Source organism: Pseudorhodoplanes sp. (assembly GCF_059499825.1).
In genome coordinates this window covers 345047-364488 of record NZ_JCABZI010000011.1, presented here as the reverse complement: position 1 = coordinate 364488, position 19442 = coordinate 345047, and the positions used below count along the sequence as shown (strand labels likewise).

At 64.0% G+C, this 19442-nt stretch carries 15 protein-coding genes; 7 read left to right on the top strand and 8 right to left on the bottom strand.

Annotated features, from left to right (window positions below):
• The first annotated feature begins 255 nt into the window (after positions 1-255).
• Entirely contained in the window at positions 256-2166 is a 1911-nt protein-coding gene (locus tag AC5I5I_RS17785; RefSeq protein ID WP_495975253.1) for a methyl-accepting chemotaxis protein, read from the top strand.
• On the opposite strand, the gene AC5I5I_RS17780 is transcribed toward AC5I5I_RS17785, so the two are convergent.
• The 5 genes from AC5I5I_RS17780 to AC5I5I_RS17760 form a co-directional block, all read right to left on the bottom strand.
• On the bottom strand, positions 2163-3668 hold the full coding sequence (locus AC5I5I_RS17780; RefSeq protein WP_495975252.1) for a tripartite tricarboxylate transporter permease: 1506 nt from the start codon (positions 3666-3668) through the stop codon (positions 2163-2165). The two genes, AC5I5I_RS17785 and AC5I5I_RS17780, sit on opposite strands and share 4 nt — an antisense overlap.
• A 1-nt stretch (position 3669) precedes the next feature.
• The gene (locus tag AC5I5I_RS17775; RefSeq protein ID WP_495975251.1) at positions 3670-4128 is read right to left on the bottom strand and encodes a tripartite tricarboxylate transporter TctB family protein; all 459 of its coding nucleotides are present in this window, start codon (positions 4126-4128) and stop codon (positions 3670-3672) included.
• A gap of 66 nt (positions 4129-4194) precedes the next feature.
• Entirely contained in the window at positions 4195-5166 is a 972-nt protein-coding gene (locus tag AC5I5I_RS17770) for a Bug family tripartite tricarboxylate transporter substrate binding protein (protein ID WP_495975250.1), read from the bottom strand.
• A 139-nt stretch (positions 5167-5305) separates the two neighbouring features.
• Complete coding sequence (locus tag AC5I5I_RS17765; RefSeq protein ID WP_495975249.1) at positions 5306-5662, bottom strand: hydroxyisourate hydrolase; 357 nt, start codon at positions 5660-5662, stop codon at positions 5306-5308.
• Positions 5663-5768: 106 nt separating this feature from the next.
• Positions 5769-6464 carry a GntR family transcriptional regulator gene (locus AC5I5I_RS17760; protein ID WP_495975248.1) on the bottom strand — a complete coding sequence of 232 codons (696 nt, stop codon included), beginning with the start codon at positions 6462-6464 and terminating at the stop codon, positions 5769-5771.
• Between the two features lie 218 nt (positions 6465-6682).
• Here AC5I5I_RS17760 and AC5I5I_RS17755 point away from each other — a divergent pair, with 218 nt between their 5' ends.
• The 4 genes from AC5I5I_RS17755 (at position 6683) to AC5I5I_RS17740 (ending at position 10369) form a co-directional block, all read left to right on the top strand.
• On the top strand, positions 6683-7024 hold the full coding sequence (locus AC5I5I_RS17755; RefSeq protein ID WP_495975247.1) for a hypothetical protein: 342 nt from the start codon (positions 6683-6685) through the stop codon (positions 7022-7024).
• A gap of 66 nt (positions 7025-7090) precedes the next feature.
• Positions 7091-8209, top strand: a complete 1119-nt coding sequence (locus AC5I5I_RS17750) for a TRAP transporter substrate-binding protein (RefSeq protein ID WP_495975246.1) — start codon at positions 7091-7093, stop codon at positions 8207-8209.
• A complete protein-coding gene (locus AC5I5I_RS17745) occupies positions 8202-8792 on the top strand; it encodes a TRAP transporter small permease subunit (protein WP_495975245.1) in 591 nt (196 codons plus the stop codon). Before AC5I5I_RS17750 ends, AC5I5I_RS17745 begins: the two co-directional genes overlap by 8 nt.
• Positions 8792-10369: a TRAP transporter large permease gene (locus AC5I5I_RS17740; RefSeq protein ID WP_495975244.1), complete on the top strand. Its 1578-nt coding sequence runs from the start codon at positions 8792-8794 to the stop codon at positions 10367-10369. The genes AC5I5I_RS17745 and AC5I5I_RS17740 overlap by 1 nt, the downstream gene beginning before the upstream one ends.
• Before the next feature lie 13 nt (positions 10370-10382).
• On the opposite strand, the gene AC5I5I_RS17735 is transcribed toward AC5I5I_RS17740, so the two are convergent.
• The 3 genes from AC5I5I_RS17735 to AC5I5I_RS17725 all read right to left on the bottom strand — a co-directional run bounded on the left by AC5I5I_RS17735 (position 10383) and on the right by AC5I5I_RS17725 (position 16479).
• Positions 10383-11210, bottom strand: a complete 828-nt coding sequence (locus tag AC5I5I_RS17735) for a CmcJ/NvfI family oxidoreductase (RefSeq protein WP_495975243.1) — start codon at positions 11208-11210, stop codon at positions 10383-10385.
• 129 nt (positions 11211-11339) lie between these two features.
• A complete protein-coding gene (locus tag AC5I5I_RS17730; protein WP_495975242.1) occupies positions 11340-13400 on the bottom strand; it encodes a bifunctional aldolase/short-chain dehydrogenase in 2061 nt (686 codons plus the stop codon).
• Positions 13401-13446: 46 nt separating this feature from the next.
• A complete protein-coding gene (locus AC5I5I_RS17725; RefSeq protein WP_495975241.1) occupies positions 13447-16479 on the bottom strand; it encodes an Rne/Rng family ribonuclease in 3033 nt (1010 codons plus the stop codon).
• Between the two features lie 832 nt (positions 16480-17311).
• Here AC5I5I_RS17725 and AC5I5I_RS17720 point away from each other — a divergent pair.
• Positions 17312-17674, top strand: coding sequence for a DUF3597 domain-containing protein (locus AC5I5I_RS17720; protein WP_495975240.1), 363 nt, complete (start codon positions 17312-17314; stop codon positions 17672-17674).
• A 153-nt stretch (positions 17675-17827) separates the two neighbouring features.
• Positions 17828-19366, top strand: a complete 1539-nt coding sequence (locus AC5I5I_RS17715; protein ID WP_495975239.1) for a caspase family protein — start codon at positions 17828-17830, stop codon at positions 19364-19366.
• The last annotated feature ends 76 nt before the right edge of the window (positions 19367-19442 follow it).

Below are 19442 nucleotides of genomic sequence, written 5' to 3'. Positions count from 1 at the left end.
CGCGGATGCCGAAGCCGCGAGTCATCGGATTTGATTGAGGAGCGGGCGCCGGCTCGGCGTGCCGGCGCCCTGACGGTGGCGATTGTGGCCGCCGTATTGACGGATCGTTAACGGGTTGTCGCAGGGGAGGCCAAGCTCTCGTTTTCCAGTCAGCCAAATTTTCTGAAATTCACAGAAATTCCCCATTAAATTTGATGGAACTTTTACTGGCCCACCTTAGGACTACGGCGTTCGAGGCCAAGGAAAGTTCGAATCATGAAGGTCAAGTCGGCAATCTTTGCATTTGGCGCCACCATTGCAGTCGGAATTACTGTTGTCGCCATCATCGGTGCTATCACCGTGTCCCGGATCAAGGTCGGTGGGCCGATCTACGATCAGATCGTGCAGGGCAAGGATCTCGTCGCAGATATCCTGCCGCCGCCGCTCTATGTCGTTGAATCGTATCTCGAGGCCACGCTGGCGGAGAACCGGGCCAAGCCATTGGCCGAAAGCGTTGCGCGCCTCAAGGAGCTTCGCACTCAGTTCGATGACCGGCAGAAATACTGGCTGTCTTCCAATCTGCCGTCTGCGATCAAGACGACCCTGACCGAAGAATCCTACCGGCACGCGCAGGACTTCTGGACGCGGATCGAAAGCGAATTGCTGCCGGCGCTGGCGCGCAACGATGCCGCAGCCGCGAAGCAAAGCTACGAACATGTCAGCTCCGCCTATCAGCAGCACCGCGCTGTGATCGACCGTATCGTCGCCGACGCCGAGAAGATGAACAAGGACACCGAGGTCAGCGCCGGCCACGAGGAGCGGTCGGCCTATCTCTGGCTCGGCGGTGTGATCGCGCTTCTGTCCCTGATCCTGGTGGCCGGCATCGCCGCGATCAACGCCTTTGTCATCCGTCCGCTGACGAAGCTGACATCCGACATGCAGGTCCTGTCCGCCGGCAATTTCGCCGTCGACGTGAAGTCGGTCGAGCGCGGCGACGAAATCGGCGAGATGGCGCGCGCCGTCAATGTCTTCAAGGAAAACGCCATCGCGCTCGAACGCTCGAAAGAGGCCGCGACCGAACAGGATCGCCAGATTGCCGAGCAGCGCGAGCGCGCACGCCAGCAGGAGCTGGACGCCGCCAAACGCGTTGCCGATGTGGTCGAGGGCCTCAGCCGCGGACTGGAGCGGCTCGCGCAGGGCGACCTGACCTATCGCGTCAACGACGCGTGGTCTGAGGAATACCGGAAGGTCCAGCAGGACTTCAACGTGGCGATCGATCAGCTGCAGGGGACGCTATCGTCGATCCTCGACTCGACCCGCGAAGTGGCAAATGCGTCGGCTGAAATATCGGCAAGCACGTCGAGCCTCTCGCAGCGTACCGAGGAACAGGCCGCGAGCCTGGAGGAAACCTCGGCGTCGATGGAACAGATTGCCGCCACCGTGCGGAAGAATTCCGAAAGTGCGCAACATGCCAATAGCCTGATGCGCGGTACGCGCGACGTCGCCGGCCGCGGTGGCGAGGTGGTGTCTCAGGCGGTCTCGGCGATGTCGCGGATCGAGGAATCCTCGCGGAGAATTTCCGACATCATTTCGGTGATCGACGAGATCGCCCGCCAGACCAATCTTCTGGCCCTCAACGCGGCGGTGGAGGCCGCGCGAGCCGGCGAGGCCGGACGCGGTTTCGCCGTCGTGGCGTCGGAGGTGCGCAATCTTGCGCAGCGCTCCTCGCAGGCGGCGAAGGACATCAAGGATCTGATCCAGAATTCCTCGAACGAGGTCGGGCAGGGCGTGCAGCTCGTCAACCGCACCGGAGACTCGCTGAACGAGATTCTGCAATCCATCAACGAGGTCGCGGAGATCGTGGCCGACATCGCGAATGCCAGTGCCGAACAGACTGCGGGCATCGACCAGATCAACAAGGCGCTCAGCCAGATGGACGAACTGACGCAGCAGAACTCGGCGCTGGTCGAGGAAAATGCCGCGACCGCGAAAACTTTGGAGAACCAGTCACAGGCCCTGGATGGCCGCGTCGCCGCGTTCCAGCTGGGCGATACGCTGCAGCGGGCGTCCGCGCCGGTGCAGAAGCGCGCGCCTCAATCCGTCGGCAAGACGGTGCGCGGCACCGCCCGCCAGATGCAGACCGCGCTCGCCCGCGCGGTGGTCCGCGACGAATGGGAGGAGTTCTAGGTTTCCGGAACGAAGGTCTCTTCGCGACCCTTCCTGATCGCCGGCAGCAGCGTCGATCCCAGGAGCAGGGCCGCGAGCAGGAGCAGAAGAGCGCTCAGCGGCTCGGTGACCAGCACTGTGGCGCTGCCTTCCGACAGTGTGAGCGCACGCCGCAGATATTCTTCCATCGGCGGACCGAGTATGAACCCGAGCAGCATTGGCGTGGGCTCGCAGCCGAGCTTGTGGAAGACGTAGCCAATGAAGCCGAACAGAGCCAGCAGATAGACGTCGAAGGTCGTGTTGCTGATCGAGAACACGCCGATGACGCTGAATACGACGATGGCGGGATAGAGCAGGTGGTAGGGGACGGTGATCATCCGCACCCACAGGCCGATCAGCGGCAAGTTGAGGATCAGCAGAAACACGTTGCCGATCCACATCGATACAATGACGCCCCAGAACAGCGTTGCCTGCTCGGTCACGATCGTCGGTCCGGGCTGGATACCCTGGATCATTAGCGCGCCGATCATCAGCGCCATGACCGGATTGGCCGGGATTCCGAGCGTGAGCATCGGGATGAACGACGTTTGCGCACCGGCATTGTTCGCCGCCTCGGGCCCCGCGACGCCCTCGACCGCACCTTGCCCGAACCGCTCCGGCGTCTTGGACAGCCGCTTCTCGAGTGAGTAGGACGCGAACGACGCCAGGATCGCGCCGCCACCGGGCAGAATTCCGAGCGCGGAGCCGATCACGGTGCCGCGCAGGATCGGGCCGAGGATGCGCCGCCATTCGTCCCGCGTGGGCAGGAGGCCCTTGACGCGCTTCACAATTGCCGTTCGGTTCGCCTCGTTTTCGAGATTGGAAACGATTTCAGCCAGTCCGAACACGCCCATCGCCAGAACGACAAAGCCCAGTCCGTCCGAGAGTTGCGGAAAGCCGAGGCTGTAGCGCGCGACACCCGAATTCACGTCGGTGCCGATAAGCCCGAGGACCAGGCCAACCACCGCCATGGACAGCGCGTGAAGCAGCGAGCCGCTCGCCAGGACGACGGACGCAACGAGGCCAAGCACCATCAGCGAGAAATATTCGGCCGGCCCAAATCTCAGCGCGACCTCCGCCAGCGGCGGCGCGAACAATGCGACCAGGACCGTCGCGATGGTCCCCGCGATGAACGAGCCGATGGCCGCCGTTGCGAGCGCGAGCCCCGCCTTGCCTTGTCGCGCCAGCTTGTAGCCGTCCAGCGCCGTGACCACCGACGCGGATTCGCCCGGCAGATTGATCAGGATCGCAGTGGTCGAGCCGCCATATTGCGCGCCGTAATAGATGCCGGACAGCATGATCAAAGCCGAGACGGGCGGCAGGCCGAAAGTGATCGGCAGCAGCATCGCGATAGTTGCGATCGGCCCGATCCCGGGCAGCACGCCGACCGCGGTACCGAGAAACACGCCGATCAGGCAATACATCAGGTTCGAGAGGCTCATCGCCGTCTCGAACCCGGTGGCCAGATTGGCGAGCATGTTCATGTCAGCCGCCCAGCCAGGCGCCGATCAGTGGCATCGGCATTCCGAGCCCCTTGATGAAGACCAGTACGCAGAATGCAGTCATGCCAATGAGAGCAGCCACCGATGTGGCATCGGGGCGCGAGTAGCGGCTTGCCATGGCTGCGATCAGGATCAGGATGGGCAGGGCGATCAATGCCCCGAGGCCGTGCACGAGCAGCCCGAATGCCACGACCGAGCCGAGGACCAGCAGCAGCGGCCGCCAGGCGAATGGCGTGATTGGCTCTCCTGCACGCACGAAGGACCGCGCGACCGATGCCGCACCGAACACGGCGAGCAGCAGGCCGAGAGCGATAGGAAAGTAGCCTGGGCCCATGCGCGCACTGGACCCGAGTGGATAAGCCCGACCGATCCACAGCACCGCGACCGCGAGCGCGAGATAGATGGTGCCGGCCCAGAAGTCGCGGGGATTTCGGATCGTCATCCAGAGTTCGCCCGTTGCGTATCGACTGGGCGCGGCCGATAGAGCCGCGCGCAATCGCCGATTCTATCAGTTGAGTTTCGCGCCGGACGCCTTGACCGGTTCTGCCCAGCCTTCAACTTGCTTTTTTACGAAATCCGCGAAAGCCGGTTGTGGCATCTTCTGCACCGTTAGTCCCAGATCGCGCAGTCGCGCGACCAGCGCCGGATCGTCGAGAGCGGTCTGGATCGCGCTGTGCAGCTTGCCAAGCACGGGAGCGGGCAGGTTCGCGGGAGCCGAGACGCCAATGAAGTTTTCGGCGACCAGATAGGGCATGCCGGCTTCCAGCACCGTCTGGATATCCGGCGCGACATGCGAGCGCTCGCGCGACGTGACCGCGAGCGGGCGCAGCTTTTCGGCTTTGATGTGCGGTACATTCTGCGGCAGGGTGTCGAACGAGAAGCTCAACCGGCCCGCGATCAGGTCGGTGATCATCGGCGCACTGCCGCGATAACCGACGTGCTCGATGTTGAGTCCGGTCTGCTTTTTGAAAGTCTCGCCGAGGATGTGACCGATCGAGCCGACACCGCCCGAGCCGTAAAAGACTTTTTTGTTCTGGCTCTTTACCCAGTCGACCAGCTCGGCGAGGTTCTTCGCCGGCACCGAAGGATGCACCATCACCACGTCTGGCACGGTTGCAACCAGACTGACATGGGTGAAGTCGTTGACCGAGTCGTAGGGTGCCGGATCGAGCATGAATGGCGCAAGCGAGATCGGCGTCGTGTTCGACATCATGAGATTGTAGCCATCGGGTGCAGCGCGGAAGATTTCCGTACCGGCGATAGTGCCGCCGGCCCCCGGTTTGTTGTCGACCACGACCGGCTGGCCCAGCGCTTTCTGCAGCGGGACCGACAAGGCGCGTGCGGTGACGTCACTCGATCCGCCGGGCGGGAAGGTGACAACGATGCGGACGGGCTTGGTCGGATAGTCCTGTGCCAAGGCAGGCGCGGCGCCAAGGCCGAGCGCCAGTATCAATGGCGCGATATACCGACATGTTTTCATTGCTTCACCCTCCCTGTCGTCTGCTTCAAAGAAGCCGTAGGCCGATCCAATGTGCAGTCATCTATACAAGACTCATCTATGCAAGATGCAGGCCGGGCGATACGAGCGGGTGACCGCCGGAGCCGGCGTCCGGACGATCCTACGCTCCGCCGCGAAAGCAGGAATAGCCCCACGGGGTGCATTTCATCGGCAGGTGATAATGCGCCTGCGGATCGGCAATCCCGAAGCGGTAGCTGATGACATCGAGGAACGGTACCGTGGCGCTTACGCCGGTCGCGGACCGGTAGAAGTCTGCAACATGGAAGCGGGCCTCGTAGAAGCCGGCTTCGAACCGGCGGTCGAGCGCGGCATCGGCGAGCACGCCGGTACCCGACAATAAGCCGGATGCGATCAGTCGCGGTGACGCCTGGTCATCAATGGCGAACAACTCGACGCGCATGCCTTCGGCAACGACGCCACGCGAGACATCGACGACATGGATTGAAACTCCCGGCATGCGTCAGTCGCCCCCTGCCTACCATACTTCATGGCGCACTTACCGTAATCCTGTTTCGCTTGCCGAAGAAGAGCCATCCTGAAGGGCCGAGGCAATGTTCGGAGACTTACGTCGCGGCCTGCTCCTGCAGGAACGCCGCCAGCAGCACGCCGGTCTGCCGGATGTGTTGGTTGAGCAATGCCGCGGCGGCGTCCGCGTTTCGCATCTCGCAGGCCGACAGGATGGCGCGATGCTCGCGTTCGGCCCGCCCGCGGTAATTGGCGTTGGCGATCAGCACCCGGATATAGCGATCCGTCGGGTAGGAGACCTGCCGGATCAGGTCGAGCAGGCGCTTGCGCCCGGCCGGTCTGTAGAGCGTGGCGTGGAATTCCCAGTTGAGGTCGCTCCACCGATCCAGGGCTTCGGTCTCCTCGGCCTGATCGAGGATGCGCGCCGCGTGGGCGATTTCGGCATCCGTCAGACGGGGCATGGCGATCCGCACCGTCTCGCATTCGAGCACCGCACGGATTTCCAGAATCTCCTCGGCCTCCTGCGGGCTGAGCTGCGAGACCGTAAACCCGCGATTGGGATGGGCCGTGACCAAGCCCTCGGCGGCCAGCTGAAGCAACGCCTCACGAACCGGGATTTTGCTGACGCCGTGCCGGGCCGCGATTTCGTCCTGGCGCAGCGGCGAACCCGGGCCGACCTCGCCGCGCAGGATCTCGTGCCGCAGACGCGAAAGCAAGCTATCCGGCTTTGCCTCCAAAAGCGGCTGACCGCCGTTCCTTTCGGCAGGGGAGGCAGAGCTGCGTGGCACGTTCATGCTCCAAACCCAGGCAAAATCGTATAATTCTTCCACGCCCGGTCTCAAGATCAGGATAGCGGCGTCTTGGGTTTTGTCCATATTGTTGGAAGAATGGGCCGTGTGGACGAGGTGAGCGAGAGGCGTTCCGAGCCGCGGTAAAAAATCGTATACGAACTGGCATGGGCCGTGCAGGGCTGCCTGCAACCGGCCAGCCGCGTACAGGAAAGGACGTCCGGATGATCACTGCGATTGTTCGCTACCAGTTGCCCGCTTCCATCAAGCGCGCCGATTGCCTGGCTCATTTTCACAAGATCGCGCCGGGCTTCGGCGGGGTGAAGGGGCTGATCCGCAAACAATTCATCTGGGCCGAGAACGGCATTGCCGGCGGCGTCTATCAATGGGAGTCGATCGAGGACGCGCGCGCCTTTTATACCGGCCCGTGGCTCGACGGCATCGTCGAGCGCTACGGCGAGTATCCCGACATCGAATACTTCACCACCTTCGCGGTCTGCGACGCACAGACCGGCGAGGTGGTCTACCCCGAGCCGAAGGCCGCTCCGAAAGCCAACGCCGCTTAACCCGGCACGTCGCCGCGTGCGCCGGCGCGCGGCTGCTTGCCTGTCTTTATGTCAGGAGTTGTAACGATGACGAAGCCGACCGTTTCGAACAAGGTCGATCGCCGCAGAATGCTTGCGGGTCTCGCCGCCGGCGCGGCCGGGGCGACCACGCTTGCTGCGCCTGCCATCGCGCAGGGCAAGATGGAATGGCGCATGGTCACCGCATGGCCGAAGGGCCTGCCGGGGCTCGGCACCGGCGCAGAGCGGCTGGCGCAGCGCATCACCCAGATGTCCGACGGCAAATTGTCGGTGAAGGTCTTCGCCGCCGGCGAACTAGTACCCGGCCTGCAGACCTTCGAAGCGGTGCAGAACGGCACCGCGGAAATGTCGCATGACACCCCGGGCTTCCATCTCGGCAAGAACCGCGCGTTCGGTTACTTCTTCTCCGTGCCGTTCGGCATGACCTATGTCGAACACATCGCCTGGCTCGATTACGGCGGTGGACAGGCGATGTGGGACGAGCTGACAGCCAATTTCGGGCTCAAGGCGTTCGCCGTCGGCAATATCGATACGCCGCCGTTCGGCTGGTTCAAGAAGGAGATCAAGAGCGTCGACGACCTCAAGGGCGTGAAGATGCGCATGCCCGGTCTCGGCGCCGAGATGATCCGGAAAGTGGGTGCGGTGCCGACCGTGATGGCGCCGGGCGACGTGTTCGCCGCTTTGCAATCCGGCGCGCTCGATGCGACCGACTTCACCGGCCCCGCCAATGACATGGCGCTCGGCTTCCATCAGGTCTGCAAATATTATTACTGGCCCGGCGTGCACAAGCAGGGCGCGATCCAGCAGATGCTGGTGAGCAAGGCGAAATACGACGCGTTGCCCGACTCGCTGAAGCGGGTGATCGCCGTCGCCGCGCAGGCCAGCCATCAGGACATGACCGCGGAATATAACTGGCTCAACGCCAATGCGCTCAACACGCTGAAGTCCAAGCATGGCGTTGAGGCCCGCAAGCTGCCGGATGAAGTGCTGGTGGCGCTGGGCACGGCAGCCGGTCAGCTTCTCAGGGAAGAGCGCGAGAAGCTCGACGCGTTCGGCAAGAAGGTCTGGGACTCGCATTTCGCCGCACGCAAAACCATGATCCAGCTCACCGATCTGTCCAACCGTGCGCTGGCTAATGCGCGTGGCCTCGACTTCCCTTATGTCTGATTTGCCTGCCGGTCCTTCCTCTGCCGGCAATGGTCCGCGATGGCTCAATGCTGTCGCGGACCGCATCGATCAGGTGACCGCCGCCATCGGCAAGGTCGTGGCCTGGCTCACGCTGGCCACCGTGGTGATCTGCTTCGCCACCGTCTATCTGCGCTACGCCATGCATGTCGGGCTGATCTGGCTACAGGAGCTTTATGCCTGGACCCATGTCATCGCCATCACCATGGGCGCGGGCTATGTGCTCCTGAAGGGCGGCTTCGTGCGGGTCGACATGGTCTATGCGCGGTTGTCGAAGCGCGGCCGGGCCTGGGTCGATCTGCTGGGCACGATTTTCCTGATGGCGCCGTTTCTTTACATGATGGCGGTGGCCGGCTGGTCGTTCTTTCGTACCTCGATGATGATGAACGAGGCCTCGCAGCAGGATACCGGGCTGCCGTGGCTGTGGCTTCTGAAAGGCACGTTGCTGGTCTTCGTGTTCGCGGTCGGATTGCAAGGTGTGAGCATGCTCGCCCGCTCGCTCGCCACCATTCTGTCGCCCGCCACGGATGACGGACGGGCGCCGGACGCAGCGGGCGGCGCCTGATGGAAGCCTTGCTGATCGGCGAGATCCTGAGCATCGTCATGTTCGTCGCGGTGATCGCGGCGCTGATGATGGGCTATCCGGTCGTGTTCACTTTGGCCGGTACCGGCTTCGCCTTCGGTGTCATCGGCCATTGGTTCGGCGCGTTCGACCTCAGCTATTTCAACGCGCTGCCGCTGCGCTATTGGGGCATCCTCAACAATGAGGTGCTGATCGCGGTGCCGCTCTTCATCTATATGGGCGTGATGCTCGAGCGGTCGGGGATCGCCGAGGATCTCCTGCGTACCCTGGGTGAATTGTTCGGCCGCCTCCCGGGCGGACTGGCTTTCGCGGTGATCGCGGTCGGCGCCTTGCTGGCCGCCTCCACCGGCATTGTCGGCGCCACCGTCACCACCATGGCGCTGATATCGCTGCCGGCGATGCTGCGCACCGGATACGACAAGCAACTCGCTTCCGGACTGATCTGTGCGACCGGGACGTTGGCGCAGATCATTCCGCCGTCCACCGTGCTGGTCTTCCTCGCGGTCATCATGCAGACCGCCAACAGCCAGGTGCAACTGGCCAAGGGCAATTTCGTCCCCGCGACCCTGTCGGTCGGCGACCTGTTTGCCGGGGCTTTCATTCCGGGGCTGATCCTCACCGGTCTTTATGCGCTGTGGGTCATCGTCATGATCATCCTGCGCCCCAATTCCGCGCCGCCGATGGTGGTCGCTCGTTCACCCGGCCTCTATCGCAAGGTGGTGGTGGCGCTGGCGCCCACGCTGCTGCTGATCGTCGCCGTGCTGGGTTCGATCATCGCAGGCGTCGCCACACCGACCGAGGCGGCATCGGTCGGCGCGATGGGCGCGATCCTGCTCACCATGGTGCGGATGATCGGTAATTCCTTCGCGCAGCGGCTGCCCGAGGAGCGCGTCGAGCGCGCCCTGTTCTGGTACTGGATCGGAACCGTGGCGCTACTGGTGATCCTGGCCTTGCTGTCGGGGGCGAAGGGGGTGCTGACCGGCTCAATGCTGCTGATGGCGGGCACGCTTCTGTCGATCCTGCTCGCGCGCGACACACGTCGTGAATTTCTTCGCGTTCTGACCGGGGTCGCTCAGCAGTCGCTCAATCTTACGGTCATGGTGTTCGTGATCTTCCTTGGCGCCACCGTGTTCTCGCTGGTGTTTACCCGGCTCGGTGGCGAGGCGATTGTCGCGGAGTTTCTAGCCGCAATGCCGGGCGGCGCGCATGGCGCCGTCTTCATCGTGATGGCGATCGTGTTCGTCCTTGGCATGTTCCTCGACACGTTCGAGATCCTGTTCATCGTGGTGCCAATCTCGGCGCCAGTGCTGCTGAACATGGACGTCGATCCGGTCTGGCTGTCGATCATGCTCGCGGTCAATCTGCAGACCAGCTATCTGACCCCGCCATTCGGATTTTCGCTATTCTTCCTGCGCGGCGTCGCCCCGCCGGAGGTGACGACGGCACACATCTATCGTGGCATCGTGCCCTTCGTCGGCCTGCAGATCGTTTGCCTCGCGATCCTCTGGGCGTTCCCGCAGTTCGCCACCTGGCTTCCCGGCGTGATCTACGGGAAATAACCGGGGACCCGCGTCAGAAAAACGCCAGCGTCCTGATCTCGATGCTTTCGCGCGGCCGCGCATCCGGTGCTGCGGTCGGATCGTCGAAGGCGGTATGGGCGCTCCAGCGCGCGCGCCCGTCCTTCAGCGAGTCATAGACCTTGAACACGATCGCTTCCTCGCGCCGCTGCTGCGGAAACCAGAACCATTGATGATCGGGATTGTAGCTGATGGAATAGGTCTGGCCGATGCGGTTCGGATGACGCCGTTCGGTGACGATCAGATCGTCCGGGGAAATCGTCTGTGCATCGCACAGCGCCAGCGGAAATGTCTCGACCGGATAGCGGATCGGCCGCCACACCTGGATGATGGCGAAGTGCCCGGCCAGCAGTTTGTCGGCTTCGTCGGGTAACAGATCGCGCACGCGGTCCGGTCCGGACCATTCGGTATAATCGTTATGCACGCGCGGCACGACTTCGCGGATCTTGCGGGCGGCGCGGTCGGACTCGTCGGCGGTACGCAGCGTATGATCGAACACCACGACGCGCTTCGCGCCGCTCTGTTTCTTGATGAGATCGATCATCTCCCGATAATACACGTCGCGAACCTGCGCTTCGTCGAAGAAATCCGTCACCGCGGTCTCATGCCAGGCGAGCAGAAAGCCTTCGCCGTCCAGCGACGTCTCGAACTTCCGGCCGTTGCGGATGAGAACGGAATGTGGGTCGAGCGTGCCGAGTGTCTTCATCTCGGTCGAGCCGCCGCCGACCGGTTCGACCACGATCTTCTGACCGTCGTTCTTGATGTAATTCAGTGTCGCCTCGATCGAGGGGATTTCTGCGGGCCGCGTTGCAAGTTGCGTCATGATTGTCATCCCGGCGGTGTGTCAGCATCAATTTAGGCGGCGATGAGGTTTCGCGAAAGAGCAGAACCGTCCAATCTCGAGGCTGATTGGTGCCGATTGTTCCCGCACCCGGCGGATCGCCGGAAAAACTTATCGCAGCGCCGCAGCGATATTGCCGCCATCGACCGTGGTCACGTCGGCGGTGGTCTTCAGCGCCAGTGCCTGATGCAGGAACGCCTGTGCCACGTCCTCGGCGGTGACCTCGCGGCGCAGCAGGTTGCCCGCCATGTAATCCGCTTCGCTCACACCGCGCGCGGCCGAGCGCTCCTTGATGAAGTCGCCGGTCAAGAGGCCCGACCGGATGCGGTCGGCATTGACCGCGTTCGAGCGGATGCCGTCGGCGCCGTGGTCGAGTGCATATTGCCGCGCCAGAAACAGTGTCGCCGCCTTCGGTAAGCCGTAGGGGCCGAAATCCGGTCCGGGATTGATCGCCTGTTTCGAGGCGTTGAACAGCAGGCACCCGCCGGTGCCCTGTGCCAGCATGATGCGCACCGCATTCTGCGCCACCCGCTGATGCGAGAAGAAATTGAGCTCGAAGCTCTGGCGCAGCGTTGCATCGTCGACCAACCCGATGCGCCCCTGAAACGCCGCGCCCGCATTCGACACCAGGATGTCGACGCCGCCGAAGGTCTCCACAATCCGGTCGAAGGCGCTGCGCACCGAGGCATCGTCGGTGACATCGCAGCGCACCGAGAGCGCCGTGCCGCCGAATGCCTTGGCCGCCTCGACCAGTGCGGCGCCGTCGACATCGAGCAGCGCGATTTCGGCGCCGGCTGCGGCGAAGGCTTTTGCGGTCGCAAAGCCGATCGCGCCGGCGGCGCCGGTGATGACGGCGATCTGCCCGGCCAGCGGCAATTCTTTCGCGCCGCCGAGCTTGGCCTGTTCGAGCGACCAGTATTCGACGTCGAACATGTCGGCTTCGCCGATCGGCGAGAAGCGGCCGATCGCTTCGGCTTCGGTGATGGCCTCGACCGCGGCTTCGGCCAGATCGGCGGCGACGCGGGCGTCTTTCCGCGTTCGGCCCAGTCCGAACAATCCCAGGCCCGGCACCAAAACGACGCGCGGCGCCGGATCGAGCATGGTTTTCGTTCCGCGGACGCGGTCGTTGTTGCGTTCGAAATACGCGCGGTAGCGGTCGGCGAAATCGGATGCGGCCTGACGCGTTCGGTCGCCAAACTCGGCAAGCCGGTCGGCATCCGGTGCGGGCGCGATCATCGGCCAGTTCTTGGTGCGGATGGTGTGATCCGGCGTGATCACGCCCGCGCGGGCATAGCGCGCGACATCGGCACCATTGACGAATTTCTCGATCGCATCGCTGGTCCGGAATTCGAGGATCAGCCGCTTCCATGCACCGGCAGCGTTGGGGTCGGGGAGGGCTACAGCGCCGCGCAGGATCGGCGCGACCTCGGACAGCGTGCCGGCGCGCTGCGGCAACGGCGCGCGCACGAACACCGTCCTGCGGTCCTTGCGCAGCCGCTCCTCCGCGAGCGTGACCATCTCGATCATGCGCTCATAGGCCTCGCGTGCGGTGTCACCGAAGGTGAACAGCCCGTGCTTGTCGAGGATCAGTCCCTCAACGCTCGGGTCGGCGTCGAATACGTCGGCCGCTTCCTTTGCAAGCGCGAAGCCGGGCATGATGTAGCGCACGAAGCCCATGCGCGCGCCATAGACCTCCGCGCACAGCTCGCGGCTGTTGGCCTGATCGACCAGACCGAGCACCGCGGTGGCATGGGTATGGTCGACGAATGTGTGGGGCAGGAAGGCGTGCAGCAATGTCTCGACCGATGGATTGGGCGCCATCGGATCGATCAGGTTGGCGCGCTGGATGCGCACCATGTCCTCGTCGGACATCGCGTCGCGGGATCGGGTCTTGCGCAGATTGTCGAGTCGGACGGCGGGCAGACCCGCCGGCTCGATCCGCCCCATGTCCCAGCCGGAGCCCTTGACGCACAGGACATCGACGCGCTCGCCGTTGAGATCGGTGAGCGTTGTCTTGACCGAGGTATTGCCGCCGCCATGCAGCACGAGCTTCGGATCGCAGCCGAGCAGGCGCGTCGTGTAGACGCGCAGTGCAAGGTCGGCCGCGATACCGTTCGCCTGGTAACGCGCGACCAGGGCCTGCGCGTCGGAATCAGCCCACGCGCTTTTCATGTGCCGCTCCGCGTTCGCGATCCGGGTCCGAGATCCGCTTCCGGGATCAGCCGCGCAACGACCACCAGCCCCGGCGCCGCGGCTTGTCGGCCTCAGCCTCGGTTGGCGCCGGCTCCGCCGCTGCGACCGGCGGTGCCGGCGGAGGAGGCGGGGTCTGCGGCGTATAGGCCGGGTCGTCGATCGAGGTGTAGGCCGGTGGCGCTTCGCGCACGGTCGACCGGCGGCGTGGCGTCGCTTCGGCGGCCGGTTCGGGCGAGGCCGCAGGTTGCGCGGGCGCAGCGCTGGCCGCCGCAACCGGAGCAGGCTTGGTTTCCGGCGGCGCGGCTTCGTTCACGACGATGGGCTGCGGCTTGTCCTGACCGCGATCGTCGCGGCCGCTGTCGTCCCGGCCGCCTTCGTCAGAGCCGTTCACATCCTGTCGCGCCACGATCGCGTCGCCTTCGACCGCGTGCCCGCCATCGGACGTTGCGATCTCGTCGCCGTCGTCCTCGCGGCCCCTGCGATTGCGGCGTCCGCCGCGGCGTCCGCGCCGCCTGCGGCGCTTGTCGCCATCGCCGTTCGCAGACACCGTTTCGGTATCGCCGTCGCTGTCGTCGGATTCCGCATCGCCGGATTCGGCTGCGTCGTCGGAGTCGGGGCCGGCGGCAGCGAGATCCGGACTCTCGACCTGCTCGCGCGGCTCGCCATCGCGACCGCGCCCGCGCCGTCCGCGCCGCCGCTTCCGGCGGCCGCGGCCCTCCTCGCTGACTTCGGCGGCGTCGGCGGTCTCGCCGGACGAAACCTCCTCGCCCTCGGCTTCAATCTCGTCGAGCAGGTCGTCACCCATGTCTTCCGGCGACTCGCCCTCATAGGCCGGGATCGTGTCCGGACGGATGGTGGCGGCGATCGCCCTGGCCTGATCGATCGACATGATCTGCTCGCCGCGATCGATGGCGAAGGCAGGATGCCCGGTCAAAGTCGGGTCGACATTCACGGCAATCGAAATCTTGAACCGCTCCTCGAGCATGCGCAGATGGGCGCGCTTGTGGTTGAGCACGTAGATCGCGACCTCGGATCGCGAGCGGACGATCAGGTTGTGCGTGGCGCCCTTCAGCAGGGTTTCTTCCACTGCGCGAACGAGCTGCAGCGCCACCGACGATACCGAGCGAACATGCCCGGTGCCGCCGCAATGCGAGCAGACCTCGGTCGAGCTTTCCAGCACCGACGAGCGGATGCGCTGGCGCGACATTTCGAGCAGGCCGAAATGCGAGATGCGGCCGACCTGGATGCGAGCGCGGTCGCTCTTCAGGGCTTCCTTCATCTTGCGTTCGACCGCACGATTGTTGCGGCCTTCTTCCATGTCGATGAAGTCGATCACGATCAGGCCGGCCAGATCGCGCAGCCGGAGCTGGCGGGCGATTTCCGCCGCGGCCTCGCTGTTGGTCTTGGTCGCGGTCTCCTCGATCGAATGTTCTCTGGTCGCGCGGCCCGAGTTCACGTCGATCGCGACCAGCGCTTCGGTCTGGTTGATCACGACATAGCCGCCGGACTTGAGCTGCACCGTCGGCTGGAACATCGCATCGAGCTGTGACTCGATGCCGTAGCGGGTGAAGATCGGCTGCGCGTCGCTGTATGACAGCACGTTCTTGACCGCGCTCGGCATCAGCATGCGCATGAAGTCTTTCGCTTCGCGATAGGCGCCTTCGCCCTCGACCACGATCTCCTCGATGTCCTTGTGATAGAGATCGCGGATGGCCCGCTTCACCAGCGAGCCTTCCTCGTAGACGAGGGTCGGAGCACTCGATTTCAGTGTGAGATCGCGCACCGTCTCCCACAGTCGCAGCAGATATTCGAAGTCGCGCTTGACCTCGAGCTTGGTCCGCGAGGCGCCTGCGGTGCGCAGGATCACGCCCATGCCCTCCGGCACCTCGAGTTCCTCGGCAATCTCCTTCATGTTGCGGCGGTCTTCCGCATTGGTGACCTTGCGGGAGATGCCCCCGCCGCGCGCGGTGTTCGGCATCAGCACCGAATAGCGGCCGGCGAGCGACAGATAGGTGGTGAGCGCCGCACCCTTGGTGCCGCGTTCTTCCTTTACGACCTGCACCAGCATGACCTGGCGCCGCTTGATCACTTCCTGGATCTTGTAGTGGCGGCGATAGCGCGGTGCGCGCTCCATCACCTCCTCGATGGCGTCGCCGCCGACCGACTCGACGATCTCTTCTTCCTCTTCCTCGTCGTCGTCGGCTTCGTCGGAATCCTCTTCGCCGACATCGTCGCTGGCCGCTTGTCCGTTGCCGTCGCCGGACCGATTTTCGTCCGGCTGGGTGGCGTCGTCGTGATGAGCGGCGTCCTGATCGGTGACGTCGTCCCGATGCGCAGCCAGGTCCTGCGGCTCGGCTTCGGCAATCGCTTCCACCAGATCGGAAGAGGCGGACCTTGTCTCGACCACCGGCTCGGGGTCAGCCGGGCTCTCGACCTTGGCCTCGACCGGATTCGCCGCGGCTTGCTCGCCGGCCGCGTCAGCGGCGTCGCCGCCCATGGCCGCGGCTTCGTCGGCGGTCTCGTGGCCGCGCGCTTCATGGTCGCTCGGGGCATGGTCGCCATGCAGATGCTCGGCCGGAGCTTGCGCGATCGACTGGTTGACCTCGTCTGTCGCGGATTGCGGCGTGTCGCCGTCCTCGGGGGAGGCGACCACATCGCTTTTTACGACATCGCGACCGCGGTTGCGGCCTGCGCCGCGTCCGCGATTGCGTCCGCCGCGCCGTCCGCCGCCGCGGCGCTGCTCGCCGCCATTGTCGTCTTCGTCACGATGCGCACGCTTCTCGTCATCGAGCAGCGCTTGCCGGTCGGCGACCGGGATCTGGTAATAATCCGGATGGATTTCCGAAAAGGCGAGAAAGCCGTGCCGGTTGCCGCCGTAATCGACGAAGGCAGCCTGCAGTGACGGCTCTACGCGCGTGACCTTGGCCAGATAGATATTGCCGCGAAGCTGTTTGCGGCTTGCGCTCTCAAAGTCGAATTCCTCGACACGATTGCCGCGCAGGACGACCACCCGGGTCTCTTCCGGATGGGTCGCGTCGATCAGCATTTTGTTGGACATCGAATGTTCTCTTGACCCCGGGCGGCGCTGCGTCCGTCAGGCGGAATTCGCGCGTCGAAACGCGGCGCGAGCATCCGGGGAATGGTGTGCGTGAATGAGTGGGTCTTGCGACCATGCGCGGACCGGTCTCGTGATCGCGGACGGATCCGCGTCTCGGAGAACTGCCCCTGGCTTCCACCTGCGCCATCACTTCAAAACCCGTGGCGGGCGGCCGCTCTTGTCGGTGCGGCCGCAATTCGTTGTTCTCGCTTGCGCTTTCGCATGGCGCCCAAAATGAACTGGCACCGGTTTCCGCCGTCCTTGCGATCCCATCGCCAACGTCTGCGCTGGGTCCCAAGACACACAAAACTCGCTGACACCAGCTGATCGGGCCGTCCGCCGCCTGCGCGTGGCAGTGGGTCGGGTTGAGCCCTTACGCCCACCAGCTCTGCGTCCGGACCCTCATGCCGGCGCGGTCTTCGAGGTGAGCGTGCCGGTGCCTGAACGCGGCACGGCCGAAACGGTGCGAACCGTAAGCAATGACCTTATTAAGGCGCTGATGAACGGATAGCAAGCGAGCAATCGCAGATACGCTTTGGTAGTCCCTCGTTAACCTGTTCAATTCGCTGACTTATTTCAGCGATCAAGAGTTCCGTGCGGGCGAACCGTAAGATAGCACCATTGCCGCGCGACTATCCGTCATCGGGCCTTCAATGTCTCGTTACACAACAATTTCAGCGTCCCATTTCGGCGACTCGGACGAAAATTGCCACTAGAGTGCCGCCGGTCCCTGGAGCGCTTGCTCGATGAGAACACGGTGTTCGGTAGGCGACGTGCAAGCAGGAGGAAGTAGATGAGCATTTTCGGAAAAATCTTGTCGGCCATTGGACTTGGATCGAGCCCGGCGGCGGGTAGCGGCTCGGCGGCCGTGCCGGCTGGCGGCGGCGCGGGCATGGCCCAGGTCGACGTGGATAAGGTGGTGTCGGGTCTGGCCGCCCAGAAGAAAGAGAAGCTCGACTGGAAGAAGTCGATCGTCGACCTGATGAAGGTTCTCGACCTCGATTCGAGCCTCAAGAACCGTCAGGAGCTGGCCAAGGAGCTTGGCTATACCGGCGACATGAACGACTCCGCCAAGATGAATATCTGGCTGCACAAGCAGGTCATGACCAAGCTGGCCGAAAACGGCGGCAAGGTTCCCGACAGCCTGAAGGCCTGAATTCCACTGAATGCTGCGGCCCCCGGCGCGACGATCGCCCGGGGGCTTTTCATTTCATCTTTCGCTTTTGCAGATCATCTTGCGCGTTTGCCGACCTCCGCATTTTTGAACCTTTTGGCTGCTTGCTGAGACGAGACCGAAGGGAGTGAAAGGATGCGGCGATGGCTTTGCGCGATGTTTGGACTGTTTGTCCTTACCGGGGCCGCGCATGCCGACCGGATCGCCCTGGTGATCGGCAACGATTCCTACCCCAATCTCGGCGCCGACCAGCAACTGGGAAAAGCCGTCAATGACGCGCGCACCATGGGTGAGGCGCTGGAAGCGATCGGCTTCTCGGTCATTCTCGGAGAGAATCTCGATCGTCAGAGCATGATCGACCGCATTTTCGCTTTCACACAGCGCATCAAGCCCGGCGACACTGCGCTTTTGTTCTACGCAGGCCATGGCGTTGCGATCGGTGGCGGCAATTATCTTCTGCCATCCGACGTGCGCACCGCGAATCCCGGCGAGGAGGCGCGCGTGTGGGCGATGGCGATCGGCGAGGCCGATATCATCGCCGATATCCAGGATCGCAAGGCGAGGGTCGCGGTGCTGATGCTGGATGCCTGCCGCGACAATCCATTCAGGCAGCCGGGGCTGACGCGATCGGCCGGATCGGCGAAGGGGCTCGCACGCAGCGCCGAGGCCGAAGGTGTGTTCGCGATCTACAGCGCCGGGTTCGGTCAGACAGCGCTCGATTCGCTGGGCGGCAACGACGCGTCGCCCAACTCCGTCTTCACCCGCGCCATGGCGCCCGCGCTGAAGCGCAAGGGCGTGCATCTCGCCGATCTCGTCATCGATGTCCGGCAGGAAGTCGCCGGGCTGGCGGAGACCATCAATCACCAGCAGAATCCGGCCTATTACGATCAGACGCGCGGTGGCCGCATCTATCTTGTTCCGGGTGAAGGCGGCGGCGGGGGCGGGCCGGCGAAAAGCGAGCCGGTGCAGCAGGCGATCATGGTGGCGCCGGCGGCACCGGCTATCGCGCCTGCCGATCGCAAGGGTTCGGTCGGTCGCGTCTGGGTGGTGCAGGAGAATGATAAATGGCGCGGTGTCTGGACCCGTCGCGGCACCAGCGACACCTTCGACGCCATCAGCGGAAACGACATGGATACGACGCGGGGGCCGCAGGCGACGAACGGTCTTCAGGTCGATATCTCGACGGCGGAAATGGAAATCCGCGACGGCCGCATCCTGGTCCGGCGAAAATTCCCGCATGTCGTCTGCATCTATGAGGGGCAGCTTGCCGCCGACGGGTTGAGCGCGGCCGGGACCTATGAATGTAATCATGTCGGCGGACGTTACCGATGGAGCGCCAGGATCAGCGACAGCTTGCCGGCCGGTCCGCGCAACGACTGGCGCGGCCAGGTCTGGCAATCGAACGAAGGCGGCGAGGACTGGAAGGGCATCTGGCAGCGGCGCGGCCGTTCGAATCTGTTCGATGCCGAATGGCGCGACGTCAATAACGGCGGCTACGATTCCTCGCAGCTCTATATCTCGATCGATGGCGACAACGTCACCGTCTTCCGCCATCAGGAGAAGGGGCGATGTGTCTATAGCGGGCGCCTGCAGAAGGACCGCAAGACCATCATCGGCAACGTGACCTGCAACTGGGTGCGCAATGCGCCCTGGCGGGCGTCGCTGATCAACTGATCGCACGCCGTCGCGGACTGCTCTTCGTTTCGGTCGAGATGGGCGTGATCGAGACGCGTAACGCGTCTCGTGCGGG

Excerpts from the sequence above, each read along its gene's own strand:
- AC5I5I_RS17715 (WP_495975239.1), top strand. The coding sequence starts at position 17,828 with ATGCGGCGATGGCTTTGCGCGATGTTTGGACTGTTTGTCCTTACCGGG.
- AC5I5I_RS17785 (WP_495975253.1), top strand. The coding sequence starts at position 256 with ATGAAGGTCAAGTCGGCAATCTTTGCATTTGGCGCCACCATTGCAGTC.
- AC5I5I_RS17730 (WP_495975242.1), bottom strand. The coding sequence starts at position 13,400 with ATGAAAAGCGCGTGGGCTGATTCCGACGCGCAGGCCCTGGTCGCGCGT.
- AC5I5I_RS17720 (WP_495975240.1), top strand. The coding sequence starts at position 17,312 with ATGAGCATTTTCGGAAAAATCTTGTCGGCCATTGGACTTGGATCGAGC.
- AC5I5I_RS17740 (WP_495975244.1), top strand. The coding sequence starts at position 8,792 with ATGGAAGCCTTGCTGATCGGCGAGATCCTGAGCATCGTCATGTTCGTC.
- AC5I5I_RS17725 (WP_495975241.1), bottom strand. The coding sequence starts at position 16,479 with ATGTCCAACAAAATGCTGATCGACGCGACCCATCCGGAAGAGACCCGG.
- AC5I5I_RS17775 (WP_495975251.1), bottom strand. The coding sequence starts at position 4,128 with ATGACGATCCGAAATCCCCGCGACTTCTGGGCCGGCACCATCTATCTC.
- AC5I5I_RS17750 (WP_495975246.1), top strand. The coding sequence starts at position 7,091 with ATGACGAAGCCGACCGTTTCGAACAAGGTCGATCGCCGCAGAATGCTT.
- AC5I5I_RS17780 (WP_495975252.1), bottom strand. The coding sequence starts at position 3,668 with ATGAACATGCTCGCCAATCTGGCCACCGGGTTCGAGACGGCGATGAGC.
- AC5I5I_RS17745 (WP_495975245.1), top strand. The coding sequence starts at position 8,202 with ATGTCTGATTTGCCTGCCGGTCCTTCCTCTGCCGGCAATGGTCCGCGA.
- AC5I5I_RS17760 (WP_495975248.1), bottom strand. The coding sequence starts at position 6,464 with ATGAACGTGCCACGCAGCTCTGCCTCCCCTGCCGAAAGGAACGGCGGT.
- AC5I5I_RS17735 (WP_495975243.1), bottom strand. The coding sequence starts at position 11,210 with ATGACGCAACTTGCAACGCGGCCCGCAGAAATCCCCTCGATCGAGGCG.
- AC5I5I_RS17755 (WP_495975247.1), top strand. The coding sequence starts at position 6,683 with ATGATCACTGCGATTGTTCGCTACCAGTTGCCCGCTTCCATCAAGCGC.
- AC5I5I_RS17770 (WP_495975250.1), bottom strand. The coding sequence starts at position 5,166 with ATGAAAACATGTCGGTATATCGCGCCATTGATACTGGCGCTCGGCCTT.
- AC5I5I_RS17765 (WP_495975249.1), bottom strand. The coding sequence starts at position 5,662 with ATGCCGGGAGTTTCAATCCATGTCGTCGATGTCTCGCGTGGCGTCGTT.